The 23,257-nt window shown below is 72.3% G+C and carries 23 protein-coding genes and 1 pseudogene; 10 read left to right on the top strand and 14 right to left on the bottom strand.

The genetic code is table 11. The annotated features are described in order from the left end of the window. Nucleotides 1–71: 71 nt before the first annotated feature. Nucleotides 72–1,232 (bottom strand): cation:proton antiporter, encoded by a 1,161-nt coding sequence (locus FHU36_RS19515; RefSeq protein ID WP_185085393.1) that lies wholly within the window; start codon nt 1,230–1,232, stop codon nt 72–74. A 7-nt stretch (nt 1,233–1,239) separates the two neighbouring features. Further along, the gene (locus tag FHU36_RS19510; RefSeq protein WP_221496451.1) at nt 1,240–1,734 is read right to left on the bottom strand and encodes a cation:proton antiporter regulatory subunit; all 495 of its coding nucleotides are present in this window, start codon (nt 1,732–1,734) and stop codon (nt 1,240–1,242) included. A gap of 159 nt (nt 1,735–1,893) precedes the next feature. Here FHU36_RS19510 and FHU36_RS19505 point away from each other — a divergent pair, with 159 nt between their 5' ends. Next, a complete protein-coding gene (locus tag FHU36_RS19505; RefSeq protein ID WP_312891696.1) occupies nt 1,894–2,916 on the top strand; it encodes a tyrosine-type recombinase/integrase in 1,023 nt (340 codons plus the stop codon). Nucleotides 2,917–3,153: 237 nt separating this feature from the next. On the opposite strand, the gene FHU36_RS19500 is transcribed toward FHU36_RS19505, so the two are convergent. From FHU36_RS19500 to FHU36_RS19485, 4 genes are all read right to left on the bottom strand, one after another. Then, nucleotides 3,154–3,522: a dihydrofolate reductase family protein gene (locus tag FHU36_RS19500; RefSeq protein WP_185085392.1), complete on the bottom strand. Its 369-nt coding sequence runs from the start codon at nt 3,520–3,522 to the stop codon at nt 3,154–3,156. 114 nt (nt 3,523–3,636) lie between these two features. Next, complete coding sequence (locus tag FHU36_RS19495) at nt 3,637–4,281, bottom strand: response regulator (RefSeq protein ID WP_185085391.1); 645 nt, start codon at nt 4,279–4,281, stop codon at nt 3,637–3,639. Then, entirely contained in the window at nt 4,272–5,393 is a 1,122-nt protein-coding gene (locus FHU36_RS19490) for a sensor histidine kinase (RefSeq protein ID WP_185085390.1), read from the bottom strand. Before FHU36_RS19490 ends, FHU36_RS19495 begins: the two co-directional genes overlap by 10 nt. Then, nucleotides 5,377–5,994 carry a DedA family protein gene (locus FHU36_RS19485; RefSeq protein WP_221496450.1) on the bottom strand — a complete coding sequence of 206 codons (618 nt, stop codon included), beginning with the start codon at nt 5,992–5,994 and terminating at the stop codon, nt 5,377–5,379. The genes FHU36_RS19490 and FHU36_RS19485 overlap by 17 nt, the downstream gene beginning before the upstream one ends. A 102-nt stretch (nt 5,995–6,096) precedes the next feature. On the opposite strand from FHU36_RS19485, the gene FHU36_RS19480 reads away from it, so the two are divergent. The 7 genes from FHU36_RS19480 (at nt 6,097) to FHU36_RS19450 (ending at nt 13,680) form a co-directional block, all read left to right on the top strand. After that, nucleotides 6,097–8,841 carry an SCO1167/SCO6262 family helicase gene (locus FHU36_RS19480; protein ID WP_312891695.1) on the top strand — a complete coding sequence of 915 codons (2,745 nt, stop codon included), beginning with the start codon at nt 6,097–6,099 and terminating at the stop codon, nt 8,839–8,841. Then, the gene (locus FHU36_RS19475; protein WP_185085389.1) at nt 8,838–9,995 is read left to right on the top strand and encodes an SWIM zinc finger family protein; all 1,158 of its coding nucleotides are present in this window, start codon (nt 8,838–8,840) and stop codon (nt 9,993–9,995) included. The genes FHU36_RS19480 and FHU36_RS19475 overlap by 4 nt, the downstream gene beginning before the upstream one ends. Nucleotides 9,996–10,033: 38 nt before the next feature. After that, nucleotides 10,034–10,501, top strand: a complete 468-nt coding sequence (locus tag FHU36_RS19470; RefSeq protein WP_185085388.1) for a group II truncated hemoglobin — start codon at nt 10,034–10,036, stop codon at nt 10,499–10,501. Between the two features lie 40 nt (nt 10,502–10,541). Continuing rightward, nucleotides 10,542–11,663, top strand: coding sequence for a low temperature requirement protein A (locus tag FHU36_RS19465; RefSeq protein WP_185085387.1), 1,122 nt, complete (start codon nt 10,542–10,544; stop codon nt 11,661–11,663). Next, entirely contained in the window at nt 11,660–11,992 is a 333-nt protein-coding gene (locus FHU36_RS19460; protein ID WP_185085386.1) for a nuclear transport factor 2 family protein, read from the top strand. Before FHU36_RS19465 ends, FHU36_RS19460 begins: the two co-directional genes overlap by 4 nt. Nucleotides 11,993–12,345: 353 nt before the next feature. After that, the gene (locus tag FHU36_RS19455; RefSeq protein ID WP_185085385.1) at nt 12,346–13,218 is read left to right on the top strand and encodes a putative protein N(5)-glutamine methyltransferase; all 873 of its coding nucleotides are present in this window, start codon (nt 12,346–12,348) and stop codon (nt 13,216–13,218) included. A gap of 126 nt (nt 13,219–13,344) precedes the next feature. Further along, entirely contained in the window at nt 13,345–13,680 is a 336-nt protein-coding gene (locus FHU36_RS19450) for an ArsR/SmtB family transcription factor (protein WP_185085384.1), read from the top strand. Nucleotides 13,681–13,726: 46 nt separating this feature from the next. Here FHU36_RS19450 and FHU36_RS19445 read toward each other — a convergent pair whose 3' ends face one another. Further along, nucleotides 13,727–14,908 carry an RNA-guided endonuclease InsQ/TnpB family protein gene (locus FHU36_RS19445; RefSeq protein WP_185085383.1) on the bottom strand — a complete coding sequence of 394 codons (1,182 nt, stop codon included), beginning with the start codon at nt 14,906–14,908 and terminating at the stop codon, nt 13,727–13,729. 176 nt (nt 14,909–15,084) lie between these two features. Here FHU36_RS19445 and FHU36_RS19440 point away from each other — a divergent pair, with 176 nt between their 5' ends. Then, nucleotides 15,085–15,612, top strand: coding sequence for a GNAT family N-acetyltransferase (locus FHU36_RS19440; RefSeq protein ID WP_185085382.1), 528 nt, complete (start codon nt 15,085–15,087; stop codon nt 15,610–15,612). Nucleotides 15,613–15,690: 78 nt separating this feature from the next. Here the strand turns inward: FHU36_RS19440 and FHU36_RS44590 are convergent, their stop codons facing one another. Beyond that, nucleotides 15,691–16,221, bottom strand: a complete 531-nt coding sequence (locus FHU36_RS44590; RefSeq protein ID WP_246502501.1) for an aldo/keto reductase — start codon at nt 16,219–16,221, stop codon at nt 15,691–15,693. A gap of 43 nt (nt 16,222–16,264) precedes the next feature. Between FHU36_RS44590 and FHU36_RS19430 the strand changes: the two are divergent. Further along, a pseudogene (locus FHU36_RS19430) lies at nt 16,265–17,527 on the top strand (acyltransferase family protein); the annotation flags it as partial. A 123-nt stretch (nt 17,528–17,650) separates the two neighbouring features. Here the strand turns inward: FHU36_RS19430 and FHU36_RS19425 are convergent. The 6 genes from FHU36_RS19425 to FHU36_RS19395 all read right to left on the bottom strand — a co-directional run bounded on the left by FHU36_RS19425 (nt 17,651) and on the right by FHU36_RS19395 (nt 23,217). Beyond that, nucleotides 17,651–18,271 (bottom strand): SRPBCC family protein, encoded by a 621-nt coding sequence (locus tag FHU36_RS19425; RefSeq protein ID WP_185085381.1) that lies wholly within the window; start codon nt 18,269–18,271, stop codon nt 17,651–17,653. A gap of 398 nt (nt 18,272–18,669) precedes the next feature. Beyond that, nucleotides 18,670–20,139 carry an apolipoprotein N-acyltransferase gene (gene lnt / locus FHU36_RS19415; protein WP_185085379.1) on the bottom strand — a complete coding sequence of 490 codons (1,470 nt, stop codon included), beginning with the start codon at nt 20,137–20,139 and terminating at the stop codon, nt 18,670–18,672. A 65-nt stretch (nt 20,140–20,204) separates the two neighbouring features. Next, nucleotides 20,205–20,942, bottom strand: coding sequence for a TetR/AcrR family transcriptional regulator (locus tag FHU36_RS19410; RefSeq protein ID WP_185085378.1), 738 nt, complete (start codon nt 20,940–20,942; stop codon nt 20,205–20,207). Nucleotides 20,943–21,458: 516 nt separating this feature from the next. Beyond that, nucleotides 21,459–21,986 carry a DinB family protein gene (locus FHU36_RS19405; RefSeq protein ID WP_185085377.1) on the bottom strand — a complete coding sequence of 176 codons (528 nt, stop codon included), beginning with the start codon at nt 21,984–21,986 and terminating at the stop codon, nt 21,459–21,461. A gap of 114 nt (nt 21,987–22,100) precedes the next feature. Beyond that, nucleotides 22,101–22,544 (bottom strand): DUF6294 family protein, encoded by a 444-nt coding sequence (locus tag FHU36_RS19400; RefSeq protein WP_185085376.1) that lies wholly within the window; start codon nt 22,542–22,544, stop codon nt 22,101–22,103. 127 nt (nt 22,545–22,671) lie between these two features. After that, nucleotides 22,672–23,217 carry a hypothetical protein gene (locus FHU36_RS19395; RefSeq protein WP_185085375.1) on the bottom strand — a complete coding sequence of 182 codons (546 nt, stop codon included), beginning with the start codon at nt 23,215–23,217 and terminating at the stop codon, nt 22,672–22,674. Nucleotides 23,218–23,257 lie beyond the last annotated feature (40 nt).

The following is a 23,257-nucleotide window of genomic DNA, read 5'->3' as shown; positions in this document are numbered from 1 at the left end:
GGTTCCTCCACGCCATCGAACTGCAGGCAGGCGAGGGGCGATGCCCTGCCCAGTGGCGACGATGTCGGTGTTCAGGCGCGTTTGGCGATCGCGGTGATCATCGGCTGGACCAAGCGGGCGGCCAGCGGCCCGAACGCGGCCAGGATCAGCACGTAAGCGGCGGCCAGCGGCCCGAGATCGGGGTGGGCACCGGCACCCACCGCCAGCCCCGCGATGACGATGTTGAACTCACCGCGCGGGATCAGCGCGATGCCCGCCCGGGCCCGGCCCGCCTGCGCGATCCCGGCCCGGCGCGCGGCGTAATAGCCGGTCAGCAGCTTGGTGACCATGCTGACCAGCGCCAGCAGCACGGCCAGCCCGGCCACCGGACCGATCTTCGTGGGGTCGGTCTGCAGGCCGAAGAAGACGAAGAACACCGCCGCGAAGAGGTCACGCAGCGGAGCCAGCAGGGCCTGAGCATCCTCCGCCAGTTCACCCGACAGGGCGATGCCGACCAGGAACGCTCCCACCGCCGCCGACACCTGCAACTGCTGTGCCACCCCGGCCACCAGCAGCGCCAGTCCGACCACCTTCAACAACAGCACTTCATTGTTGGGGCTGCGCACGAACGCCTCGATGACGCGGCCGAACCGCAGCGCCACCAGCAGCACCACACTCACGGTGGCCAGCGCGATGGCCACCGTGATCGCGCCCCCGGCGAAGCTCAACCCGGCCAGCAGCGCGGTGAGCAGCGGCAGGTAGATCGCCATTGTCAGGTCCTCGAAGACCAGCAGCGACAGCACCACCGGCGTCTCCCGGTTACCGATCCACCCCAGATCGGAGAGCACCTTGGCAGTGATGCCGGAGGAGGTGGCGTAGGTGACCCCGGCCATCGCCACCGCCGCCACCGGGCCCCAGCCCAAGAGCAGCGCGCAGATGGCGCCGGGCGCGGCGTTCAGCACCAGGTCGACGAGCCCGGCCCGGGCGTTGCTTTTCAGGCTGGTCGCCAGCTCATCGGCGTTGTATTCCAGGCCCAGGGTGAGGAGCAATAAGACGACGCCGATCTCGGCGCCGACCGCGACGAACTCCTCGCTGGTGGCCAACGGCACGATGCCGCCGGTGCCGAACGCCAGCCCGGCGATCAGATACAGCGGGATCGGCGAGATGCCCACCCGCAGCGCCAGGGCGCCGAGCAGGCCCAGACCGAGGATGATCGCGCCGAATTCCATGAACAGCAGTGCCGTGTGGTGCACCCGCGACCTACCCGCGGGCCAGGATGTCGGCGACGGCGTTGACACCCTCCGCGCTGCCCACCACGACCACCAGGTCACCGGCGGCCAGCGCGAAGTCCGGGGCCGGGCTGGTGTACACCTGCCCGGCGCGGACGATGGCCACGATCGAGGCGCCGGTGCGGGTGCGCACCCGAGCGTCGCCCATCGGCCGGCCCGCGTACGGCGAGTCGTCGCCGATCGGCAGCTTCTCGCTGACCAGCCCCGCCACCTCGCGGTGCAGATCATTCAGGCGCTGCACCACCCGCGGCGCGCCGAGCAGTTCGGCCAGCGCGTCGGCCTCCTCATCGTTGAGCTTGACCGTCTCACACGCGCGATCGGGGTCGTCCCGATCGTAGATCACCAGATCGCGGCGGCCGCTGCGGTGGGAGATCAGCCCGATGCGCCGCCCCGATCGCGTGGTGAACTCATGCCGCAACCCAATGCCGGGCAACGCCGTCTGCTCGATCTCCACCATCAGCCCCATCTACTCCAAACCAGGCAAGCCGCCTGTACCGTACCAATTCGAGCGTCGCCTGCCGATCGCGGCCCGTTCGCCCCGGCGTCGTACGCCTCGGGCTCGGCGCCATCGCCGGCATCACCGAAACTTCCGAGAACACCGTATTCCCCGAAGTACACTCCAGACGTGACTTCCGAGAATCCGGTCCACGGCGGATCACAACCCCCGGAAACAACTTCCGAGAACACGAACCAGACCGCGCCCGGGAGCCCGCCGCCACGGCGAGGCGCCCGCCCGACCGCTCTGCCGGCCGAGTTCGAGGAGCACCTCGTCACCTACGCCGCCGCCCTGGCCGAGGTACCGCTCGCCGCCGACACCAAGCGCACCTACGCCTCCCGGGTCCGCATGTACCTAGCCTGGCTGGCCGATCCCGAAGCCGGCAGACGCTTTACCGGCGATCCACTCACCGACCGCCGCGCCCGCGACTGGGCCGTGCGCGACTATCGCCACTACCTGCTGCGCGAGGCCGACCCCAAGCGCAGCGTCCGCTACAGCAACAACGCCCTGTCGGCCCTCGATGACTTCTACGTCCGCCTCGGCCTGGGCAAAGCGGACATCAACCGCGACGACCTGCCCAAGACCGCACCCAAGGCCCTCGACACGCACGCCCAGGTGCGCTGGCTGCGCGCCATCGAAGACTGGCCCCGCGCCCGCGACCGGCTGCTCGCCCTGCTGCCTTTCTACGCCGGGCTGCGCATCGGCGACGCCATCGCCCTCGACGTCGGGGACATCCGCATGTCAGCCCGCAAGGGCGTGCTGACCGTGTACGGCAAGGGCGGCAAGGTCCGCGAGGTCCCCATCCACCCCCAACTACGTAAGCCGATCATCGACTGGCTGGACGAACGCCAGTCCTGGAAGAACGCCACCACCAGCAAGGCGCTGTTCCTCAACCGTCGCGGCGGCCGACTGTCGGCCCGGGCCGCCTCCGCCGTCTTCACCGCCATCGGCGCCGCCGCCGGCCTGGAAGACGGCATCACCGCCCACATCGGCCGCCACACCTTCGTCACCCAGCTCATCCGCGGCGGCGAAGACCTCGTCACCGTCGCCGAACTCGCCGGCCACGCCCGGCTCGACACGCTGCGCGTCTACAGCCAGCCCACCGACGACGACAAGCAAGCCGCCCTGCGCCACCTCATCGTCGACCGATGACACGCTGGCGCAGATGACCACCCATTCACCAACCCCGCATCGGCCAGCGACTCCAGGCAACCCCCGCTGAGCATTATCAAAGACCAGGACGGTGCCATGCACACCGTGCCTCTACGGCCCGACGCATGGCAAGACTGACTCGGACGATTCCCTATGGCCAGCGCCTCAATCCAGCATCTACTTCTGGAGCGGAGGACTCGGGCCCGGGCAACGGCCTTCATAACGCCCACCAGTCCATCAACCAGCTGCGGAGCCAGCACGACAAGAGCGCGGCAGAAACAGCGACATTAACCGTGGCACGTCACAGACGTCGCCCTTGACGAGCGTGGAGTTCTGCCAGGTCGCGCTGTCGAGGGTGGTGGTGACGACGTACTTGGGAGTCTCGTTCATGTAGGGGGCCATGTCCTGGGCCTGCGGCTCGGGGTTCGGCCAGTACGCGGCGAACTCCTCGTAGGTGTGCCGGCCGAGCAGCATGGCGTCGGAGTCGGCCATCTGCGCGCCGACGATCTCGCCGAGCTCGTCGTTGTAGTAGGGGAAGTGCCACTTCTCGGGCGACTCGACGACGCCGTCCAGCGAGATGAACAGCCCTGCGACGATCTTGCGCATCGGTCTCTCCGTTCCTCCGGGGTGCTCTTTCGGATGGCTCCACCGTCCCACCGACAAAAAAATTTGTCAAGGCCGCCGTGCGGCAACCGGGCCGGGAACTCGAGGAACGGCCGCTCAGGACTCCAGGTAACGCAGGACGGCCAGCACGCGACGGCTGTATCCGGCCGTGTGCGACAGCTCCAGCTTGTCGAACAGCGCGTTGACGTGCTTCTCCACGGCGCTCTGCGACACGTGCAGCGCCTGCGCGATCGAGGCGTTGGTCAACCCCTGCGCCATCCGCTCCAGCACCTCGCGCTCGCGCGGGGTCAGCCGGGCCAGCGGGTCGGCGTGCGAGGTGCGGGCCAGGAGCTGGCGCACCACCTCGGGGTCGAACGCCGCTCCCCCGGCGCCCACCCGCTCCAGGGCGTCCAGGAAGTCCGCCACCTGCGCCACCCGGTCCTTCAGCAGGTAGCCGACGCCCTCGACGTCGCCGCTCATCAGTTCGGTGGCATACCTCCTCTCCACGTACTGCGACAGCACCAGCACCCGGATCGCCGGCCGGCGGCGCCGGATCTCCAGCGCCGCGCGCAACCCCTCGTCGGTGTGGGTGGGCGGCATCCGCACGTCCACCACCACGATGTCGGGCTCGTGCGCCGCCACCGCGTCCAGCAGCGCGGCGGCGTCGCCCACGGCGGCCGGGACCTCGTGGCCCTCCTCCAGCAGCAGCCGCACCAGGCCCTCGCGCAGCAGCGTGGAGTCCTCGGCCAGGATCACCCGCACGGCAGCTCCGCCACGATCGTCGTCGGCCCGCCCACGGGGCTGTCCACCTCGAACCCGCCGTCCAGCGCGGCCACCCGGCGCGCCAGCCCCGACAGGCCGCCACCGGAGGCGTTCGCGCCGCCGGCGCCGTCGTCACGCACTCTCACGACGACCATGGTGCCGCACCGGCGGACGTCGACCGTGATCAGGCCGGCCCCGGAGTGCTTGGCGGCGTTGGTGACCGCCTCGCACACCACGAAGTACGCGGCCGTCTCCACCGCCATCGGCGGCCGCTCGGGCAGCTCACAGGTGACCTGGACCGGCACGCCTGAGCGTTCGGCGACACCGGCCAGCGCCTCGCCCAGCCCCAGGGAGTCCAGGCCGCTCGGGTAGACCCGCCAGGCCACCTCGCGCAGCTCGGCCAGCGCGTGCTGCGCCTCCTCGTGGGCCGCCTCCAGCAGCTCGGGACGGCCGCGCCGCGAGCGGCCGATCAGCATCGACAGGGCGACCAGGCGCTGCTGGAGGCCGTCGTGCAGGTCGCGCTCGATCCGGCGCCGCTCGGCGTCGACCGCCGTCACGATGCCGGCCCGGCTCTCGGCCAGCTCGGCGATGCGGCGGTGCAACGCCTCGGTGGGGTCGGGGGCCAGCAGCCGGCGGGCCAGGCGCCGCTCCAGGGCGTACACGCCGGCCACGCCCGACAGGACGAGGAAGAGGGCCACGACGCCCGCCAGGACGAAGTAGGAGACGAGCGGCACCGTCGGCGTCATGCCGTCGAACGCGCCTCCGGTCAGCCACGCCCGGCCCAGCAGCGCCGCCATGCCCACGCCGTACACCAGCAGGGTCAGCACGAGCCCGCCGAGCACGCCGACGGGGACGCGCGCGGCGAGGTAGCGCAGCGCCCGCCCGCCGTCCGGCCCGTCCCCCTCCTCCAGGTCAGGGGCGAGGCGCAGCAGGGCCGGGTCGAGGTGGAGTCTGCGGGCCTCCAGCGCCGCCAGCCGCACGGCGCCCGCCGCAACGTTCGGGTTGCCGAGGAACGGCAGCGCCAGGAGCAGGTACGCCGCCTCCAGCAGGGCGGTGACCGTGCCCAGCGTCACCGCCGCCCCGACGCGGGCCCCGTCAGCGACGTGACGCATGCCGCCCCTTGCGCCGCTCGGCGAGCCGCACCCCGACGAAGACGGCGACCGCCAGCGCGACCAGGCCGAGCACCACCTTGGAGCCGACGCTCACGTAGACCTCCACGACCTCCCACTGCTCGCCCAGGGCGTAGCCGGCGAGCACGAAGGCGGTGTTCCAGATCGCGCTGCCCGCCGTCGTCAGCGCGAGGAAGGTGGCGAGGGGCATGCGCTCCACGCCGGCCGGGATCGAGATGAGGCTGCGGAACAGGGGGATCATCCGCCCGAAGAAGATGGTCATGCGGCCGTGCTTGAGGAACCACTCCTCCGTCTTCTCGATGTCGGACGGCTTGACCAGCGGCATCTTGGCGGCGATGGCCAGCACCCGGTCACGGCCGAGCAGCGCGCCGACCCAGTAGAGCGCGAGCGCGCCCACCACCGAGCCCAGCGTGGTGAACACCAGGGCCTCGACCAGGTCCATGTCGCCCCTGCTGGCGGTGAAGCCGGCGAGCGGCAGCACCACCTCGCTCGGCAGCGGGGGGAACAGGTTCTCCAGGGCGATCGCGATGCCCGCGCCCGGTGCGCCGAGGTGCTCCATGAGCCAAACCAGCCAGTCAGTCATGGCGTCAAGGCTATGGAGGATCTCGTATGCCGGTAATGAGGAGGGCATCCGGGGTCGTGCTGTGGTAAACCACACCCCCTATGTACCGTACACTGTACGGCCGTGAGCTCCGCAACGAATCTGGTCCGGCAGGCGGTCGTCTTCGAACCGGGCGATCCGCCCAGGGCCGGCCGGATGGCCTACCCCGACCCCGAGGGCGCCGGCGTTCTCTCCGTGGTCGAACAGCACGACGGCGGGCTGCGCGCCCACGAGGTGACCGCCACCCGGATCCCCGTCGCCGAGGCCGTGGCGGGCCTGGTGCGGGCGCGCCGCGACGACCAGGCCCACCCGGCTGCCCGCTTCTGGGGGGCGGTGGCGCTGGCGGCGCTGCAGCTCGTCACCCGGGGCCGCGTGGTGCCCGCGGTGACGGCCGAGGGGCACGACGCGTGGCGGGCGGGCCCGTTCGACGCGGCCGACGTGCGCCGCATCAAGGAGCTGGCCGACGCGATGCCCGCCACCGCCCGCGCCGTACCCCTCCCGGACGGCGCGGGAACGGGCGGGCCGGTGCTGGCCGACGCCGAGGGGCAGGTGCGGGCGTTCCTCGACGCGGTGGCCGACGCGATGCCGCGCTCCCCCGGCGCGGTTCGCGCCACCGGCACGACCGCGTTCGCCGCCGTCGAACCGGTGAAGGTGCCCCACCTGCGCGGCTGGGCCGACGACGTGGCCGCCGGGCTCGACTCGGAGGTCCGGCTGTCGCTGCGGTTGGAGGCCGACGACCCGGCCGCGCCGGAGTTCCGGGCCGTCGTGCAGGTGCACAGCCTGGCCGACCCGTCGCTCGTGGCGGACGCCGGTGAGCTGTGGGAGGGCGGCGAGCAGGGGTTCGGGCCGCGGGCGCGGATCGAGGTGACCATGGCCGTGCGCCGGGCCGCCCGCTCCTGGCCGGCGCTGGAACGGCTGCTCGACAGCGCGGTGCCCGACGAGCTGACGCTGTCCGACGGCGAGGTCGGGCAGCTGCTGGCCGGCGGGGCCGAGCGGCTGGCCGCGGCCGGGGTGGAGGTGCACTGGCCCCGCTCGCTGGTGCGCGGCCTGAGCGCCCGCGCGGCCGTCGGCGAGCGGGACGCCGCGCCCTCCGACCTGCCGTCGTTCTTCGGCGGACACCACCTGACGAGCTTCGACTGGCAGCTCGCCCTCGGCGGCGAGCCGCTGACCCAGGCCGAGATGGACCGGCTGGCCGAGGCGCACCGCCCCGTCGTGCGACTGCGCGACCAGTGGGTGCTCGTCGACCCCGAACTGGCGCGCAAGGCCCGCCAGCGTGACCTCAAGCCGCTGACCGGACTGCAGGCGCTCGGCGCCGCGCTCACCGGCGCCGTGGAGGTCGACGGCGAGCAGGTGCCGGTGGAGCCGAGTGCCTGGCTGCGCGAGCTGCGCGAACGGCTCACCGAGCCCGAGGACGTCCAGGCCCCCGAGGGGCTGGCCGCGACGCTGCGCGACTACCAGCTTCAGGGGCTGCGCTGGCTGGCCAGGATGACGTCGCTGGGACTCGGCGGCTGCCTGGCCGACGACATGGGCCTGGGCAAGACGATCACGCTGATCGCGCTGCACCTGCACCGCGCCGGCCAGGGTGCCGGCCAGGGTGCCGGCCCGACCCTGGTCGTCTGCCCGGCGTCGCTGCTGGGCAACTGGGAGCGGGAGATCACCAGGTTCGCGCCCGGCGTGCCGGTGCGCCGCTACCACGGCAGCGCCCGCACGCTCGCCGACGAGGGGTTCGTGCTGACGACCTACGGCACCATGCGGCTGGACGCCGCCCGGCTGGCCGAGCACCCGTGGGGACTGGTGGTCGCCGACGAGGCCCAGCACGTCAAGAACCCCACCTCCGGTACGGCCAGGGCGCTGCGCGAGATCCCGGCGGCCGCCCGCGTCGCGCTGACCGGCACCCCGGTCGAGAACAACCTGTCGGAGCTGTGGGCCGTCCTCGACTGGACGACGCCCGGGCTGCTCGGCTCGCTGGGCAGGTTCCGGACGCGGTGGGCCAAGCCGGTCGAGTCGGGCGACGGCCAGGCGGCCGAGCGGCTCGCCCGGCTGGTGGGCCCGTTCCTGCTGCGCCGCCGCAAGTCCGATCCCGGCATCGCGCCCGAGCTGCCGCCGAAGACCGAGACCGACCGGCCGGTGCCGCTGACCACCGAGCAGGCCGGCCTGTACGAGGCCGTGGTCCGCGAGATCATGACCCAGATCGAGGGCGCGCACGGCATGGCCAGGCGCGGCCTGGTCGTCAAGCTGCTGACCGGGCTCAAGCAGATCTGCAACCATCCGGCGCAGTACCTGCACGAGGCCCAGCCGCGGCTGACCGGCCGTTCGGGCAAGCTGGAGCTGCTGGACGAGCTGGTAGACACCATCGTCGCCGAGGACGGCGCGGTGCTGGTGTTCACCCAGTACGTCGCCATGGCGCGGCTGCTGGAACGGCACCTGACCGGGCGGGGCGTGGCCACGCAGCTCCTGCACGGCGGCACGCCGGTGGCCCGCCGCGAGGAGATGGTCCGGCGCTTCCAGGACGGCGGCGCTCCGGTGTTCCTGTTGTCGCTGAAGGCGGCCGGCACGGGGCTGAACCTCACCCGCGCCGACCACGTCATCCACTACGACCGCTGGTGGAACCCGGCGGTCGAGGACCAGGCCACCGACCGTGCCTACCGCATCGGGCAGACCAGGCCCGTGCAGGTGCACCGGCTGATCGCCGAGGGCACCATCGAGGACCGCATCGCCGGGATGCTCGCCGCCAAGCGCTCCCTGGCCGAGGCCGTGCTCGCCTCCGGCGAGGCGGCACTGACCGAACTGACCGACGCCGAGCTGGCCACCCTCGTGGAGCTGCGATGAAACCCGACGTGAGTGCCGCGCGGGGGTTCCCCGCCTTTCCCCGGCAGCGGGCCGGAGCACGGTTCGCCACCTCCTGGTGGGGCCGCGCCTGGATCAAGGCCATGGAGGACACCTCGCTCGACCATGTGCTGCTGCGCAAGGGCCGCGCCTACGCCAAGACCGGCCAGGTCGGCCCCATCACGGTCAGCCCCGGCCGGCTGGCCGCGGTCTCCGAGACCGGGTACGACGCCGAGTACCACACCGTGGTCCGCGTCGAGCAGCTGGGCGACGCCGACTGGGAACGCTTCCTCGACCAGGTGGCCGCCAAGGCCGGGCACATCGCCGCGCTGCTGGACGGCGACATGCCGCACGACCTGGTGCGGGCGGCGGCCGACGCGGGCGTGCCGCTGCTGCCCACGGTCGGCGACCTGGAGCCCGAGTGCTCCTGCCCCGACTGGGGTCACCCGTGCAAGCACGCGGCCGCCCTGTGCTACCAGGCGTCGTGGCTGCTCGACGACGACCCGTTCGTGCTGCTGTTGCTGCGCGGGCGCGGCCGGCCGGAGCTCGTCGAGGCGCTGCAGGGCCGGTCGCTGCCCACCTCCCCGGCCGCAGCGGCAGGGGCGGCGGGGGCACGGCAGGGCACTCCTGCCGCCGAGGCGTTCTCGCTGGGTGTGCCGCCGCTGCCGGAGCCGCCGGCGGTGGACGTGGCGTTCACGCCGCTGGAGCTCGATCCGGCGCCGGGCGTGGAGGTGGCCGCGCTGCGGGTGCTGGCCGCCTCGGCGTCCGCGCGGGCGCGCGAGCTGCTGGTCTCGGGCCGGTCGGCCGCGCTGAGCGAGTACCAGGACCGGGTCCGGCTGGCCGCCGACCACGATCTGGACCTGGGGCTGGAGGCGGCCGTACGGGCCTGGAGGTACGGTGGCGCGACGGGGCTCGACGTGCTGGAGTCGGCCTGGACGCCGCCCCGGCAGGAGCTGGCCCGCTCCCGGGCGCTGCTGGAGGCCGGCTGGGAGGGCGAGCGGCCCCCGGCGCCGGAGGCGTGGCGCAACCGCTGGACCATGGGCGAGACCCAGCTGCGCTACGGCAGGGACGGCCGGTGGTACCCGTTCGAGCGGCGCGACGGCCGGTGGTGGCCGGCGGGGCCGCCCGAGCGCGATCCCTCGGTCCTGCTGGCGTGACCTTGCGCGGCACTCCACCTAGGTGATTACATGATTACATGACCGATGAACCGGGACCCACCCTGTACGAGTGGGCGGGTGGCGCGCAGGCGCTGGAGCGTCTCACCGAGGCCTTCTACGCCCATGTGGTGAAGGACGAGCTGATCGGGCCGCTGTTCGCCCACATGGACCCGGGTCACCCCCGCTACGTCGCCATGTGGCTGAGCGAGGTGTTCGGCGGCCCCGACCGCTATACCAAGGAGCGCGGCGGCTACCCGCACATGCTGCGCCAGCATCTCGGCAGGGGCATCACCGAGCCGCAGCGGCGCCGGTGGGTCAACCTGCTCATGGACGCCGCCGACGAGGTGGGGCTGCCCGACGACCCCGAGTTCCGGGCGGCGTTCGCCGGCTACGTCGAATGGGGCACCCGGCTGGCCGTGCACAACTCCCAGCCCGGGGCCACGCCGCCGACCGAGGCGCCCGTGCCGCACTGGGGATGGGGCGTCGCCCCGCCGTACCAGCCCTGATCTGGCCTCCGAGACGACACGCGAACGAAAGTAGGGGGCGATGGCGGGCATCAGGCGGTGGCAGCCGCCGCGGTTACGGCTGTTCGAGGACGCGCACCGGCGGGTCACCTGGTTGGAGCTGGTCTACGACCTGGTGTTCGTGGTGGCCGTGGCCGAGCTGGCGGGCGTGCTGGCCGGGGGCGGGGTGACGGCGTTCATGGCGCTGTTCGTGCCGGTGTGGTGGGCGTGGGCCGGCTACGTGTTCTACGCCAACCGCTTCGACACCGACGACGTCGGTCACCGGCTGCTCGTCCTGCCGCAGCTGCTCGGCGTGGCGGTGATGGCCGCCAGTGTGGGCGCGATCGGCGAGCGGTCGGCGCTGTTCGCGCTGTCGTACGTGGTGGTGCGGCTGGTGCTGGTGGCGGCCTACCTGCGGGCGGGCCGGCACGTCCCCGAGGCGCGCGCGCTCACCTCCCGCTACGCGGCCGGGTTCGCCCTGGCCGCGCTGATCTGGCTGGCGTCCCTGGCCGTCGAGCCGCCCCAGCGCTACGCCCTGTGGGCCGTCGCGATGGCGATCGACCTGGCCACGCCGTTCCTGTCGCGCCGGCACCAGAGCGCCCTGCCGCCGCAGAGCGAGCACCTGCCCGAGCGCTTCGGCCTGTTCGTCGTCATCGTGCTCGGCGAGGTCGTCGCCGCCGTGGTCGTCGGCCTGAAGGGGCACGCGGTCACCCCGGCCGCGCTGCTCGTCGCGCTGGCGGGCATCGCCGCGGCGCTGGCCTACTGGTGGCTGTACTTCGGCCACCTCGACGAGTCGGTCGTCCTGCGCACCCGGCTGGCCGGCCAGGTGTGGGTCTACGCGCACCTGCCGCTCTCGGTGGGCCTGGTCGCCTTCGGCGTCGGCGTCGAGCACGCCATCGCCCACGCGACCGCGCCGGGCTGGGCGATCGGCGTCCCGGCCGCGGTGGTGTTCGCCGTGCTCGGCGTGCAGCACCTGTGCTCGCGCGACCGGCGGGCGGGCGCCGTCCGCCTCGTGGCCGCCGCGCTCACGCTCCTCGTCTCCGCGCTGCCCGCCTTCGTGACCCTCCTCGCCGTGCTCGTGTACGGCGCGGCACAGGTCGCCTTCGCCCTGCGCCCCGAGGTCCCCCAAGACGACCCTCAGCACGTCCCCCAGGGAGAGGCATGACCGCCGACCTGTTCGAGCGGCAGCTCGCCGCGATCGCCGGACGCGACCTCGACGCGCTGCTGGCTCAGTACCACGACGACGCCGAGGTCGTCCGCTTCGACCGCGTCGCCCGGGGCCCGGCCGAGATCAAGGACCTGTTCGCGGCCTACCTGGCCGCCGAACCGCACGTCGAGGAGATCACGTCCCTGCGGACGACCGGCGACGTCATCCTGTACAACGCCCGCATGACGGTGGCCGGCAACCGGGTCACCGCGTTCGGCACCCTGGTCGTCAGGGACGGCAGGATCTGGCGCCAGACGTCGGCGGCCCTCCCCCTCGCCGGCGCGTGAGGCCGGCCCGCACCGTCGTCCCGCCTGAGACGTCCAGGCGGTGCCCGGTCCCTCACCGAGTCCCGCGCCGCGCGCCGTCCCGTCGGCGAACGCTTCCAGGACGGGCCGGACCGCGTGCGCGACGGGACGGGCGCGCAGGTCAGGGGCGGGCACGCGGACCGGCGGCGGTGGTCCCGGGGCGCTTTGCGCCGCTCGGACCGGCTCCGATAGGGTGACGGTCCCCAGGTGGACACGACCGAGGAGGTGAGCCCCATTACCGCCATGTCAGGCCGGGTGCTCTCCTGTCGTGACCATGCCGTCGCCACGGTGTAGGCGACAGGGAGAGCGCCCGTGGGCATTCCGAAAGGCGCTCCATGTCATCCCCGACGTCATCCCCTACGCCGTCCTCTTCTCTTGACCTCGCCACCATCGTGACGAGACTCCGTGCCGCCGGCTGCGTGTTCGCCGAGGACGAGGCACGGCTGCTGCTGTCCACCGCCCGTGACCCGGGTGACCTCGACGCCATGGTCGAGCGGCGGGTCGCCGGCCTGCCGCTCGAACACGTCCTCGGCTGGGCCGAGTTCCACGACCTGCGCATCGCCGTGGACACGGGCGTCTTCGTGCCGCGCCGCCGCAGCGAGTTCCTCGCCGACCAGGCCACCGCCCTCGCCCGCGCCGCCCTCGGCGCTCGCGGGGCGGCGGGCGACGGCGCGCGGCGTCCGGTGGTGCTGGTCGACCTGTGCTGCGGCACCGGCGCGCTGGCCGCGGTGCTGGCCGCCGCCGTCGGCCGGTGCGAACTGCACGCCGTCGACATCGACCCGGCCGCGGTGCGCTGCGCCCGCCGCAACCTCGCCGCCGCCGGCGGCCACGTCCACGAGGGCGACCTGTACGAGCCGCTGCCCGATGCCTTGCGGGGCCGCGTCGACGTCCTGATCGCCAGCCCGCCGTACGTGCCCACCGAGGCGATCGGCCTGCTGCCGCCGGAGGCCCGCGAACACGAGCCGCTGGTGGCGCTCGACGGGGGCGCCGACGGGCTCGACGTCGTCCGCCGGGTCGTCGCACAGGCACCGCGCTGGCTCGCCCCCGGCGGCCACCTGCTGGTCGAGACCAGCGAACGGCAGGCGCGGCCGGCGGGCGAGGCGATCGCCCGCGCCGGGCTGACCCCCCGGATCGCCACCTCCCGCGACCTGCACGCCACGGCCGTCATCGGCACCGCCCCCACCCCGCCCGAGCCCTCCGGCGACTGACCGCGGCCCGAGCACAGGAGGGTGGGCGCGGGCGCGGTGGTCCGCGCCCACCCTTGTTCATCCCCCCGCTCGGGTGGGGTCGTGAGGCTTCCCTTTCCCATCTTCATCGTCTATCGTCGATTAACGATGAATGAAGAAGTGGGCCCTCTGCCACGGGCGGAGGCGGAAGAGTACGCGAGCTGGTTCAGGGCGCTGGCGGACGCGACGCGGATCCAGATCGTGTCGTTGCTGGCGCGGCGGCGCGAGCCGATGAGCGTGGGCGAGATCGTGGCCCTGTCCGGGGTGGGCCAGTCGACGGTCTCGCACCACCTGAAGATCCTGGCCGAGGTGCGTTTCGTGCTGATCGAGCGGCAGGGCACCTCCAACCTGTACCGGATCAACGAGGCATGTGTGAGCTGCTTCCCGACCGCTGCCGACGTGGTGATGGGCAACCCGGCGCCCGCCTCGCCGGTCTGCGAGTGAGGAGGACGTGGTGACTCCTCCGCTCCCTGAAGGGAGCGGCTTCTCGCTAAGCCGCCTGCGCAGCGTCGCGAAGGGCAAGCCCTGCCCTGAGGATGTTCTTGGCCGCGTTGACGTCGGCGTGCGCGGCATGACCGCACGCCGCGCACCGGAACGCGGCCTGGGTGACGCGGTTCTCCTTCGCGCAGTGCCCGCATCGCGAGCAGGTGCGGGAGGTGTTGCGGGGATCGACTGCGACCAGCTCTCGACCGGCGCTTTCAGCCTTGTGCGACAGGATCGTCAGGAACACCCCCCAACCCGCGTCCAGGATGCTGCGGTTGAGCCCGGCTTTCTGAGCGACGTTGCGGCCGGGGAACTCGATCGTGCCGGACGCCGCGCGGGTCATGTTGGTGATCCGCAGGTCTTCGTGCACGATCACGCCGTAGGCGCGGACCAGCGCGAGCGCGGCCTTGTGCGCGCTGTCGAGGCGTTGCCGTCGTACCTTGGCGTGCAGCGCGGCCACCCGCGCGACGGCCTCACGACGCCGCTTGGACCCGCGTTTCCTGCGGGCGAGGTCGCGTTGAGCCGCCGCGAGCCGGTCGGCGGACGCGGCCAGGCGGCGCCGGTTGTCGATGTGCTCGCCGTCGCTGGTGGTGGCCAGCGACGCAACACCCATGTCGATCCCGGCCACAGCGCCCGTCGCGGGCAGCGGCTCGGCGGGCACGTCGTCGCACGACAGCACGACGAACCAGCGGGCGCCTTCCCGCTTCACACTGATCGTCTTGACAGTGCCGGACACGCGGCGGTGCTGGTGGACCCGCACATGCCCGATGCCGAGCAGGTAGAGCCGCGTCACCGGATCATGCGGTCGGGAGTCCCACCTCGCGCCGTTCTTGACGGCAGGCCACTGCACGGTGTCGAACCAGCCCCGGCCCTTGAAACGCGGGTATCCGGCTTTCTGCCTGGCCTTCGCTCTGCGGAAGAACGCGGCGAATGCCTTGTCGAGACGGCGAAGGGTCTGCTGCTGGGAGCCTGCCGACCAGCGGCCCTGCCCGTCGGGGTCCTCCTTGCGGATCTCCTTCAGCTCCGCCGACTGGTCGCCGTAGCGGATCGTGACACCGGCCTTGCCGTAGGAGGTGCGGCGGTGCTCCAGCGCGGCGTTGTACAACTGCCGGTGGTCCTCCAGGCACTGCGTGAGCGCGGCGGACTGCTTGGCGGTGGGGCGCAGCAGGAACTTGAACGACCTGCGCATACCCACCTCCCACGTTCTGTAACGAGACGACCACGATATCGGCTGGCACTGACAAAACCGGGAAGGACATCTGTGATGCGCGGACGTGGCAGGCCAGGAGACGCTCGGGCCTTGGCGGCCCTCCCGCTCCCGGTTCCCCCGACGGCTGAAGCCGCCGGTCCTCTCGGGAGGTTCTGATGGCGAACGACGAGCCCGTGGTCGGGGCCGGCCTGGTGATCCGGCCGATGCGCGAGGCGGACGCCGCGCAGGTGCTGGCCATCTACCAGGCGGGCCTGGACACCGGTCAGGCGAGTTTCGAGACCGTCGCGCCGAGCTGGGAGGTCTTCATCGCGGGCAAGCTGCCGCACCTGCGGTACGTGGCCGCCGACGCCGGGACCGGCGAGGTCGTCGGATGGGTGGCCGCCTCGGCCGTGTCGCCCCGGCCGGTGTACGCGGGCGTCGTGGAGCACAGCGTGTACGTCCACCCGGGCTGCCAGGCGCACGGCATCGGCCGGGCCCTGATGTCGGCGTTCATCACCGCCGGCGAGGACGCCGGCGTCTGGACCATCCAGTCGGGCATCTTCCCCGAGAACACCGCCAGCCTGGCACTGCACGAGGCGCTCGGCTTCCGGATCGTCGGCACCCGCGAGCGCCTCGGCCGCCATCACGGCCGCTGGCGCGACGTGCTCATAATGGAACGCCGCAGCGCGGCGACGGGCCACTGACGCCGGCCGGTACCGACGGCGCGGCCCGGTGCTTCTTGGTGCGGCACCACCTCGGCCAGGAGACGACCGCGGCGCGGGTTACGGTTCCACGTCGCCGGCGAGCTCGCGCCCCACAACTCGGCGAGCGCGGCACCGATCCTTCGGAAAGCCGCCGAAGCCGAGGATCGGCATCTCGACGCCGTCGGGCAGGGTGACGGTTCGCATGGGACGCCCTTTGTTGGCCGGGCTGCTGTCGAGACGCCCCGGGCCGCCGCTCGCGTGCGAGATCATCCCGAACTTGGTCGGCACGACGAACTCGTTGCGGCGGCCCTTCAGGGCCTTGCCGACGAGTTCCTCGTTGGCGTACGGGCCGTAGACCTCGGCGGTGTCGAGGAAGGTGACGCCCAGCTCCAGCCCCCGGTGGATGGTGCGGACGGACTCGGCGTCGTCGCTGCCCGCGCCGGTGTAGCCGAAGGACATGCCCATCGTGCCGAGGCCGATGCGGGAGACGTCCAGGTCTGCCAGGGCGGTGTGCTTCATGATCACCTCTCGGGGATGAGTTCGATGGTGGGCGCGGGAGCCGGGATTGACGACGCCGCCGACGATGTCGGCGTGCGTCTTGCCTCGCATACGCGCCGGTCGGCTGGCGGCGGAGGGTGGGTAGGTTGATCGGATGCCGACGTCCCGGAACCCCGCCTTACCCCGTGACCCCGCGCCCACGGCCCACGCGAACCCCCGAAACGCCGCCGGTCCCGACGCCGCGCAGCCCGTCCGGCCCGGCGGTCAGTCCGACAGAAGGCCCGACGACCAAGACAGCGACCGGTGCGACGGCCGGGACGACGGCCCGAACGGCGACCGGGACGGCGGCCGGGGCGGGGCTCGGCTCGGCTGGCTGGACGCGCTGCGCGGCGTCGGGGCGCTCGCCGTGGTCGCCGAGCACCTGCCGTGGGTGCTGCCGCCGCTGCGGCCGTACTGGTTCAGCCTCGGCGTCTACGGGGTGATGGTGTTCTTCCTGGTAAGTGGCTACATCATTCCCGTGTCGCTGGAGCGGCGGGGCGACCTGCGCGCCTTCTGGATCAGCCGGGTGTTCCGGCTCTACCCCCTCTACCTGGTCGTCGCCGCGCTGGTCGTCGGCCTGTCGTGGTGGGTGCCGCTGCGGGAGGCGGTGCCGCGCGACGGCTCCTCGGTCGTGGCGCACCTGACGATGCTGCTGGACGTGGTGAACGTGGGCGGCGTCGCCGACACCATGTGGACGCTGTCCTACGAGATGGTGTTCTACCTGCTGGTCACCGCGCTGTTCGTGGGCGGGCTGCACCGGCACAGCGGGGCGGTGGCCGTGCTGTTCGGCGGGGCGTCGGTGGCGGCGGGGGTGACGCTGGCGGCGGCCCCGCTGTCCGGGACGTGGCTCGCCTACGCCTCCGCGGTGGTGTTCGCCGCGGGGCTGGCCGGGGTCGTCTCGGGCCGGTGGCGGGCGGTGGCCGCGTGCGCGCTGGGGCTGATGGCGCTGACCCTGCCCGTGCTGGGCGGCCGGATCCCGTGGCTCGGGCTGACGATCCTGGCGGTGATGTTCGCCGGCACGGCCGTTCAGCGGTGGGAGCGCGGCACGGGGACGCTCTGGCCGGTGGCGCTCACCGGCGCGCTGGTGGCGCTGGCGCCGGTGTGGGCGGTGCAGGCGGGGTGGTGGTGGGCCGAGCCCGGTGTGTGGGTCACCACGGTGGGGGCGGCCGGTCTGACGTTCGCGGGCGCGCGGGCGTTGCGCCGGCGGCGCGTGCCGAGGGCGCTGGCCTGGCTCGGGCTGATCAGCTACTCGCTCTACCTGGTGCACCACCCGCTGTTCGGTTACCTGCACGAGGCGGTGGGCGGCCTCGGCGGCAGGCCGTACGTCGTGCAGGTCGCCGTGGCGACGGCCGCCGTGGCCGCCGCCGTGCTGGTGAGCGCGGCGACGTACCGCTTCGTGGAACGGCCGGCGCGGTCGCTCGGCCGCCGCCTGGCCGGCGCGGAGGGTGCGCGGCCGGGGCGGGTCCACCTACGCGCGGGCGGGGGGGCAGGCGAGGCGCGGTCACCCCCGCGGCGGGACGTAGAAGGCGATCGTGTTCGCGACCATGGCCTTGACCTGCTCCGGCGGCGCGCCGGCCGCCTCGTGGGCGACGCCCCACGCCTCACCGCTCGCGGTCATGAACTGGCGCGCCTCCTCGCTGTGCTCCCAGGTGTGGTGGTCGACGGCCACGCCGCTCGCCAGGTACAGGCCGAGGCCGAGCACGGTCAGGTCCCAGCCGACGCCGACGGCGCCGGGACCGAACCGCGACCAGAACTCCGGCGGCACCTCGGCGGTGTGCCGCAGCTCGAAGTCGGTGGTCTCGCCCTCTCCGGGCGTGAGCCGCACTTCGACCTCCGACCTGCCGGGGCTCTCGCCCATGATCCAGGTGATCTTGAGCAGGCGGGGCGGCTCGCAGTGCAGGATCTCGCCGCCCGCGTTGTCCTGGAGCTGGTAGTGGCCGCCCGGGCGAAGGTCGCCGGTGACCGGCAGGAACCAGCGGCTGATCCGCTCGGGGTCGGTGCAGGCGTCCCACACGTCTTCCACGGCCGCGTCGTAGGTGCGGGTGATGGTGACCGTCTTGGTCTCGCCGTCCTCGCCGACCTGCCGGCCGGCGCGCTTGATGGCGTCGATGATGTCGATCATGGGTGCTCGTCTCTCTCGGGTGGTTCGGAAGGCATCGTCGTGCGGCGGCTGCGCTTGCCGCGTGCCAGCTCGGTGGCCAGCGCGTCCAGGCGTTGTTCCCAGAAGCCGCGGAAGTGGTCCAGCCAGGCGTCGATCTCGCGCAGCGGGGCCGGGTTCACGACGTACAGGCGGCGGGTGCCGTCGGCTCGTACGGTGGCGAAGCCGTTGTCGCGCAGCACCTTCAGGTGCTGGGACACGGCCGGCTGGGAGATGCCGAATTCGGCCCGGATGACGGCCGCGACCTCGCCGGAGCTGAGCTCTCCGCCGGCCAGCAGCTCGAGGATCCGGCGCCGGACCGGGTCGCCCAGGACGTCGAACGCGTGCATGGCCGCCAGTGTTTCAATATACGCTTATATAAGTCAATCTTGATTCTTGTGGCGGAGCCGCCGGACCGCGCAGGAGAGGCCCGCAGCGGCCACGACACCGGCCGCCAGGGCCGGCACCCAGTCGCCGAGCCGCACATACGGGGTGGTCTCCCGCGACAGCGGCACCTCGACCACGAACGCGCCGCGATGGTCGTGCGGCACCCAGGCCAGCCGCCTGCCGCGCGCGTCGAACGCCGCCGACGTGCCGTCGAGCTCGACCAGCACCGCCGGGCGGCCGGACTCGACCGCCCGCAGCGCCTCGAAGCTCGCCTGTTGCGCGTGCGCCCAGCTCCCGTGGAACGTGGTGAGCGAGCCCTGCGTGATCGTGACGTCCACCTCCAGCCGGGCCAGCTCGCGCCGCAGGTCGGGAAAGGTGGACTCGTAGGAGATGAGCGGGCCGACCCGGCGGCCGGCCACCTCGAACACCGCGGGGCCGTCGCCGGTGACCCGGTCCCGCTCGGCAGCCTCAGTGGCGCCCGCGACCCAGCCGAGCAGCGGGCGCAGCGGGATGTACTCGCCGAACGGGGCCAGGCGCCGCTTGACGTAGGTGTTCACGACACCACCGGCGGTGTACTGGTAGGCCGACTTCGCGATCCGGCCGGAGGGGTCGGCGGCGTCCACGTTGACCAGCAGGTCACTGCCCGCCTCCGCGGCGGCGGCGCGCAACCGGCGGTCCACGTCGGGCCGCCGGGCCGGGTCGAGCCCGACGCTGCTCTGGCCCCAGACGATGACGTCGGGTTCACGTCCGGCGAGCTCACGGGTCAGCCGCAGGTGTTCGGCGATGCGCCGTTCGGGACCGGGGACGATGCCCGGCTGCACGCCGGCCACCCGCATGACGCCCGTCACGGCCGGCTCGGGCCGCAGCGCTCCGTACCCGGCCGCGAGGACCGCCAGCGCGACGGCGGCTCCCCCGCCGGCCAGCCTGGCGCGCCGCCCGATGCCGGGCAGGACCGCGACGGCGAGTCCGGTGTTGACGGCGACCAGCACGAAACTCAGCAGCCACACCCCGCCCAGCGCGGCCAGCTGCAGCACGGCGGGCGCCCGCCACTGGGCGGCGCCGAGCAGCCCCCACGCGCCGCCCAGGTGCTTCCAGGAGCGCAGCGCCTCGGTCACCACCCACACCGAGGGCAGCACCAGCAGCGCCGTCAGCACACGCGCGAGCGTGACCCGGCGCAGCAGAGCGTGGGCGGCCAGCCCGAACGGCACCCACACCCACCCGATCACGAGGACCGCCAGCGGCGCGAAGACGCCCAGGAACGGCAGCACCCAGTGGTGCAGCGTCGTGAAGAACCCGGCGCAGGCACACCAGCTCAGCCAGGTCGCCTGGCGCCAGGAGCCGGCCCGGGCCAGCAGCACCAGCAGCGGGACGAGGCCCGCCCACGCCCACCACCAGGCATCGGCCGCCGGGAAGGCCAGTGCCAGGCAGGCCCCGATCGCCACGGCGAGCAGACGCGAGCGCCACACCGTGCCCCGCTACCCCGCCGGGCCACCTTCAAGCCGGACCGTGCGGGACAGGCTCCCGAGCCGGGTCAGCCGAGCCGGGTCTGGAAGCCGTCGAGGAGGCACTGCAGGCCGTAGTCGAAGTCCTCGTCGCGGCCCTCGGCCGGATCCTGGGCCGAGTCCTTGGCCGGGGCGGCGGAGTAGAAGGCCCGCAGGTGGGGGTAGTCCTGCACGGCCTGCTCGGCGGCCGGCATCAGGCTGCGGAGCAGCTCGCCCTCGTCCTGGCCGCTCTGGGCGAGCAGGTTGAGCCACGCGGCCTCGCTCGTCGCCATCCCGAGCACGTACGCGACCAGCGCCTTCACGGCCCGGTCGGCCTCGGCGACGCCGAGCCCGGCCGCCCCCAGGATGCCCAGCACCCGGTCGGACATCCGCATCATGTTGGGCCCCAGGTAGGCCAGCCCCACCTGGCCCACCACGGAGGCGAACCACGGATGGCGCAGCACCATCGAGCGCAGGCTCTGGCCGCACGCGGTCAGCGCCGGACGCCAGCCGCCGGGACCGGCCGCCTCGGGCACCTCCAGCTCGCCGAAGACCTCGTCCACGGCCAGCTCGATCAGCTCGTCCTTGCTGGCCACGTGCCGGTAGAGGGAGGTGGCGCCGGCGCCCAGGCGGGTGCCGAGGCTGCGCATGCTCAGGGCGTCGATGCCTTCGGCGTCGAGCAGGCGGACGGCCTCGGCGACGATCCGTTCGCGGCTCAGCGCGGGCTGCTCGCGCTCCTTGCGCGGGCGCGCCCAGACGGAGGGTACGGCGGGTGGCTTGGCCGGCATGGGAGTCTCCTTCGGTTCGCCAACACCCTTCACTGTAGCGCACACTGTACGCATTGCGGGAACGTGTTGTTCGAGCAGTGCCCGGAGAGCTCGGCCGTCATCCGGAGGAATGAGAGGGCGACGAGGGAATCGGGAGGGACGCCAAGGCCCGAGTGTGCGGTGACTGGATTCATCTGGGGTTGTCCGACAAACTTGCCGGTCAGCCGCATGGAGGTCGTTAAGGCACGTCAGGCAAGTAGACGCCAGCATGCCGAGCATGGCTGGACCGGCGCGACGGTTCCTCTGGCGCGATGGCTCCCTCGGCGGAGCCTGAGCAACGTGGCGAGCGTCAGATGCAGGCGCAGCGCCTGACCGCCCTGGACATCTGCAGCAGCGGCGATGAGTTCCTGTGGCGGGCCGAACCGGCTTGACCCTACGAGCTCGCACAGATCCGGCGAACCCCCAACGGAGGATCAAGCTCTTGGCCCGGAAAGTGCAACTGCTCTCGTCGAGATCCTTGGGCCCGAATCGCTCACCTCACTCCGAAGCGGCCCGCAACAGCCGAAGCTGACCAATCTCAGTGACGTTCTTCATCAGCTCGGAATTCACCCAGGCGACCATATGGGCGACGGTGTGCTCGGAGTCCCTTGGCCACGGGAAGGGCGGGGCTGGGGCGTCCAAGTCGGCGTCGGTGAGGCGATCCAGCACCGCCAACCAGTCCTCACGGAGGCCGCGCAACCACTCGATGGCTGTCCTTCCATCACCTGGCCAAGCGATCTCGGCCCGCTCCCGCGGTGTCCGGCCCTGAGCGTGATCGATAGTCACGCTCCACCACCAGCCGATATGCCAGCTCACCCAACCGATCGTGGGAACCGGGACGGGGTCGGGCTCGATCTCCGCCCAGTCAGGCACCCAGGTCCCCTCGTCGTCCGGACGTACAGTCCAGCAGCGGGAAGCGGGCTCCCACAGGAAGTCCGCAGGCTCCAGCCGCTCCAGGTGGTAATCGAACAGCGACCAGGTCAGGTCGAACTGCCAGCGCAGCAGCTCGCATCGGGATACATGCATTGATTGATCATGACAGAAACTGCAGCCTATTGCAAAAATGCAGTCAGCTTAAGTTTTGCAGTGGACTCCTCTCATGTAGGAAGGAGCTACGCCTTGTGAAGGAGTGTGGTGGGGTCAGCAGTGCTTGCTCAGCTGCATGCGCTTGATGAGGGGGTACAGGTTGGGGTTGAAGCGGCCGGAGGCGAACCACCGGTAGCGCTGGGTACGGCTGGGCAGGTTCTTGACGAACTTGGCTCGGTCGGTGGGGTCCTGGATGCGCGAGTTGGACAGCGCGCCGATCACCGCGCCGTTGGCGTCCTTGAGCCGCGCCCACATCAGCCACGCGTCGCCGTCGTCGCCGCTGGTGACGACCGCGTCGAAGTAGGCGGTCCCGTCGGGGTGCAGAGTCCAGGTCGCGCCCTCGAACATGGTGCAGTCCCCCGCCCGCTGCGGGTTGTTCCAGTAGAAGGTTTTCGGAGCGGCCCCGGTCTGCGCGTGCGCGCCCGCTGGGGTGGAGATGGCCAGCCCGGCGGTCAGGAGCGCCGCGGCCGCGGCGGCCATTTTGCGGTTGGTGTTCATGAGATGCCCTTCATCAAAGCGCGCTTGCGCGGTTACGGGTTGGTGGGTGGCTCAGGTCCTGGCTTCCGCCATGCCGGTAGTTCCGGAGCCGGCGGAATCCGGATGGCCCCGGATACCGGCCGGGACCTCAGAGGTTGTTGCATTTGTGGTAGGAGATGGGGACGCGAGGCGACCAGGGGTCGTCGTTCTCGCGGACCTGGACGTAGGCGTTGTACGGCTGGGCGAAGGTGCCGCCCTGGCACAGCAGGTTGCCGGTGTCGAGGTCGTAGTTGCCGCCCGGTCCCTTGCCTCCAGCGCGGGCGGTGGCGTGGCCGGACCACAGCTTCTGCTGGGTGTCGGCCTTCATGATCTGTACGGTGACCTGCGCCCCCGGGGTCAGGTAGTAACCGCGGACGCCGGCGGTGTAGTAGTCGCTCTGGTTGGTGGAGCAGCCGACGCCGTCCTGGCAGTTGGTCGGCGGGGCGTCGTGGTGCCACCGGGTCATGATGATCCAGGCCAACCGGTAGGGCGCATTGGCGTTGTCGACCCGGTTGGCGCTGCGCGAGCCGGGGACCACACACCGGTAGTGGCCGGAGTAGGCCTCGCGCCAGACGAATCCCTGGGTGCAGGCGTGCCAGACGCCGGTGGCGTTCTCCCGAGCGGTGCGGTCCCGGTCAGCCGGGGTGACACACACGTGATCGCTGGAGCGGGCGCCGCGCCAGACGTACCCACTG

Origin of the sequence: Nonomuraea muscovyensis, from assembly GCF_014207745.1 — a bacterium.
Classification (GTDB): Bacteria; Actinomycetota; Actinomycetes; order Streptosporangiales; family Streptosporangiaceae; genus Nonomuraea; species Nonomuraea muscovyensis.
This window is presented reverse-complemented; position numbering and strand designations above follow the sequence as displayed.

Coding starts and splice junctions, on each gene's coding strand:
- FHU36_RS19455 (WP_185085385.1), top strand. CDS start 12,346: ATGTCATCCCCGACGTCATCCCCTACGCCGTCCTCTTCTCTTGACCTC.
- FHU36_RS19490 (WP_185085390.1), bottom strand. CDS start 5,393: ATGCGTCACGTCGCTGACGGGGCCCGCGTCGGGGCGGCGGTGACGCTG.
- FHU36_RS19485 (WP_221496450.1), bottom strand. CDS start 5,994: ATGACTGACTGGCTGGTTTGGCTCATGGAGCACCTCGGCGCACCGGGC.
- FHU36_RS19500 (WP_185085392.1), bottom strand. CDS start 3,522: ATGCGCAAGATCGTCGCAGGGCTGTTCATCTCGCTGGACGGCGTCGTC.
- FHU36_RS19475 (WP_185085389.1), top strand. CDS start 8,838: ATGAAACCCGACGTGAGTGCCGCGCGGGGGTTCCCCGCCTTTCCCCGG.
- FHU36_RS19450 (WP_185085384.1), top strand. CDS start 13,345: ATGAATGAAGAAGTGGGCCCTCTGCCACGGGCGGAGGCGGAAGAGTAC.
- FHU36_RS19470 (WP_185085388.1), top strand. CDS start 10,034: ATGACCGATGAACCGGGACCCACCCTGTACGAGTGGGCGGGTGGCGCG.
- FHU36_RS19510 (WP_221496451.1), bottom strand. CDS start 1,734: ATGGGGCTGATGGTGGAGATCGAGCAGACGGCGTTGCCCGGCATTGGG.
- FHU36_RS19400 (WP_185085376.1), bottom strand. CDS start 22,544: ATGAACACCAACCGCAAAATGGCCGCCGCGGCCGCGGCGCTCCTGACC.
- FHU36_RS19445 (WP_185085383.1), bottom strand. CDS start 14,908: ATGCGCAGGTCGTTCAAGTTCCTGCTGCGCCCCACCGCCAAGCAGTCC.
- FHU36_RS19465 (WP_185085387.1), top strand. CDS start 10,542: ATGGCGGGCATCAGGCGGTGGCAGCCGCCGCGGTTACGGCTGTTCGAG.
- FHU36_RS44590 (WP_246502501.1), bottom strand. CDS start 16,221: ATGCGAGGCAAGACGCACGCCGACATCGTCGGCGGCGTCGTCAATCCC.
- FHU36_RS19440 (WP_185085382.1), top strand. CDS start 15,085: ATGGCGAACGACGAGCCCGTGGTCGGGGCCGGCCTGGTGATCCGGCCG.
- FHU36_RS19425 (WP_185085381.1), bottom strand. CDS start 18,271: ATGATCGACATCATCGACGCCATCAAGCGCGCCGGCCGGCAGGTCGGC.
- FHU36_RS19410 (WP_185085378.1), bottom strand. CDS start 20,942: ATGCCGGCCAAGCCACCCGCCGTACCCTCCGTCTGGGCGCGCCCGCGC.
- FHU36_RS19460 (WP_185085386.1), top strand. CDS start 11,660: ATGACCGCCGACCTGTTCGAGCGGCAGCTCGCCGCGATCGCCGGACGC.
- FHU36_RS19405 (WP_185085377.1), bottom strand. CDS start 21,986: ATGCATGTATCCCGATGCGAGCTGCTGCGCTGGCAGTTCGACCTGACC.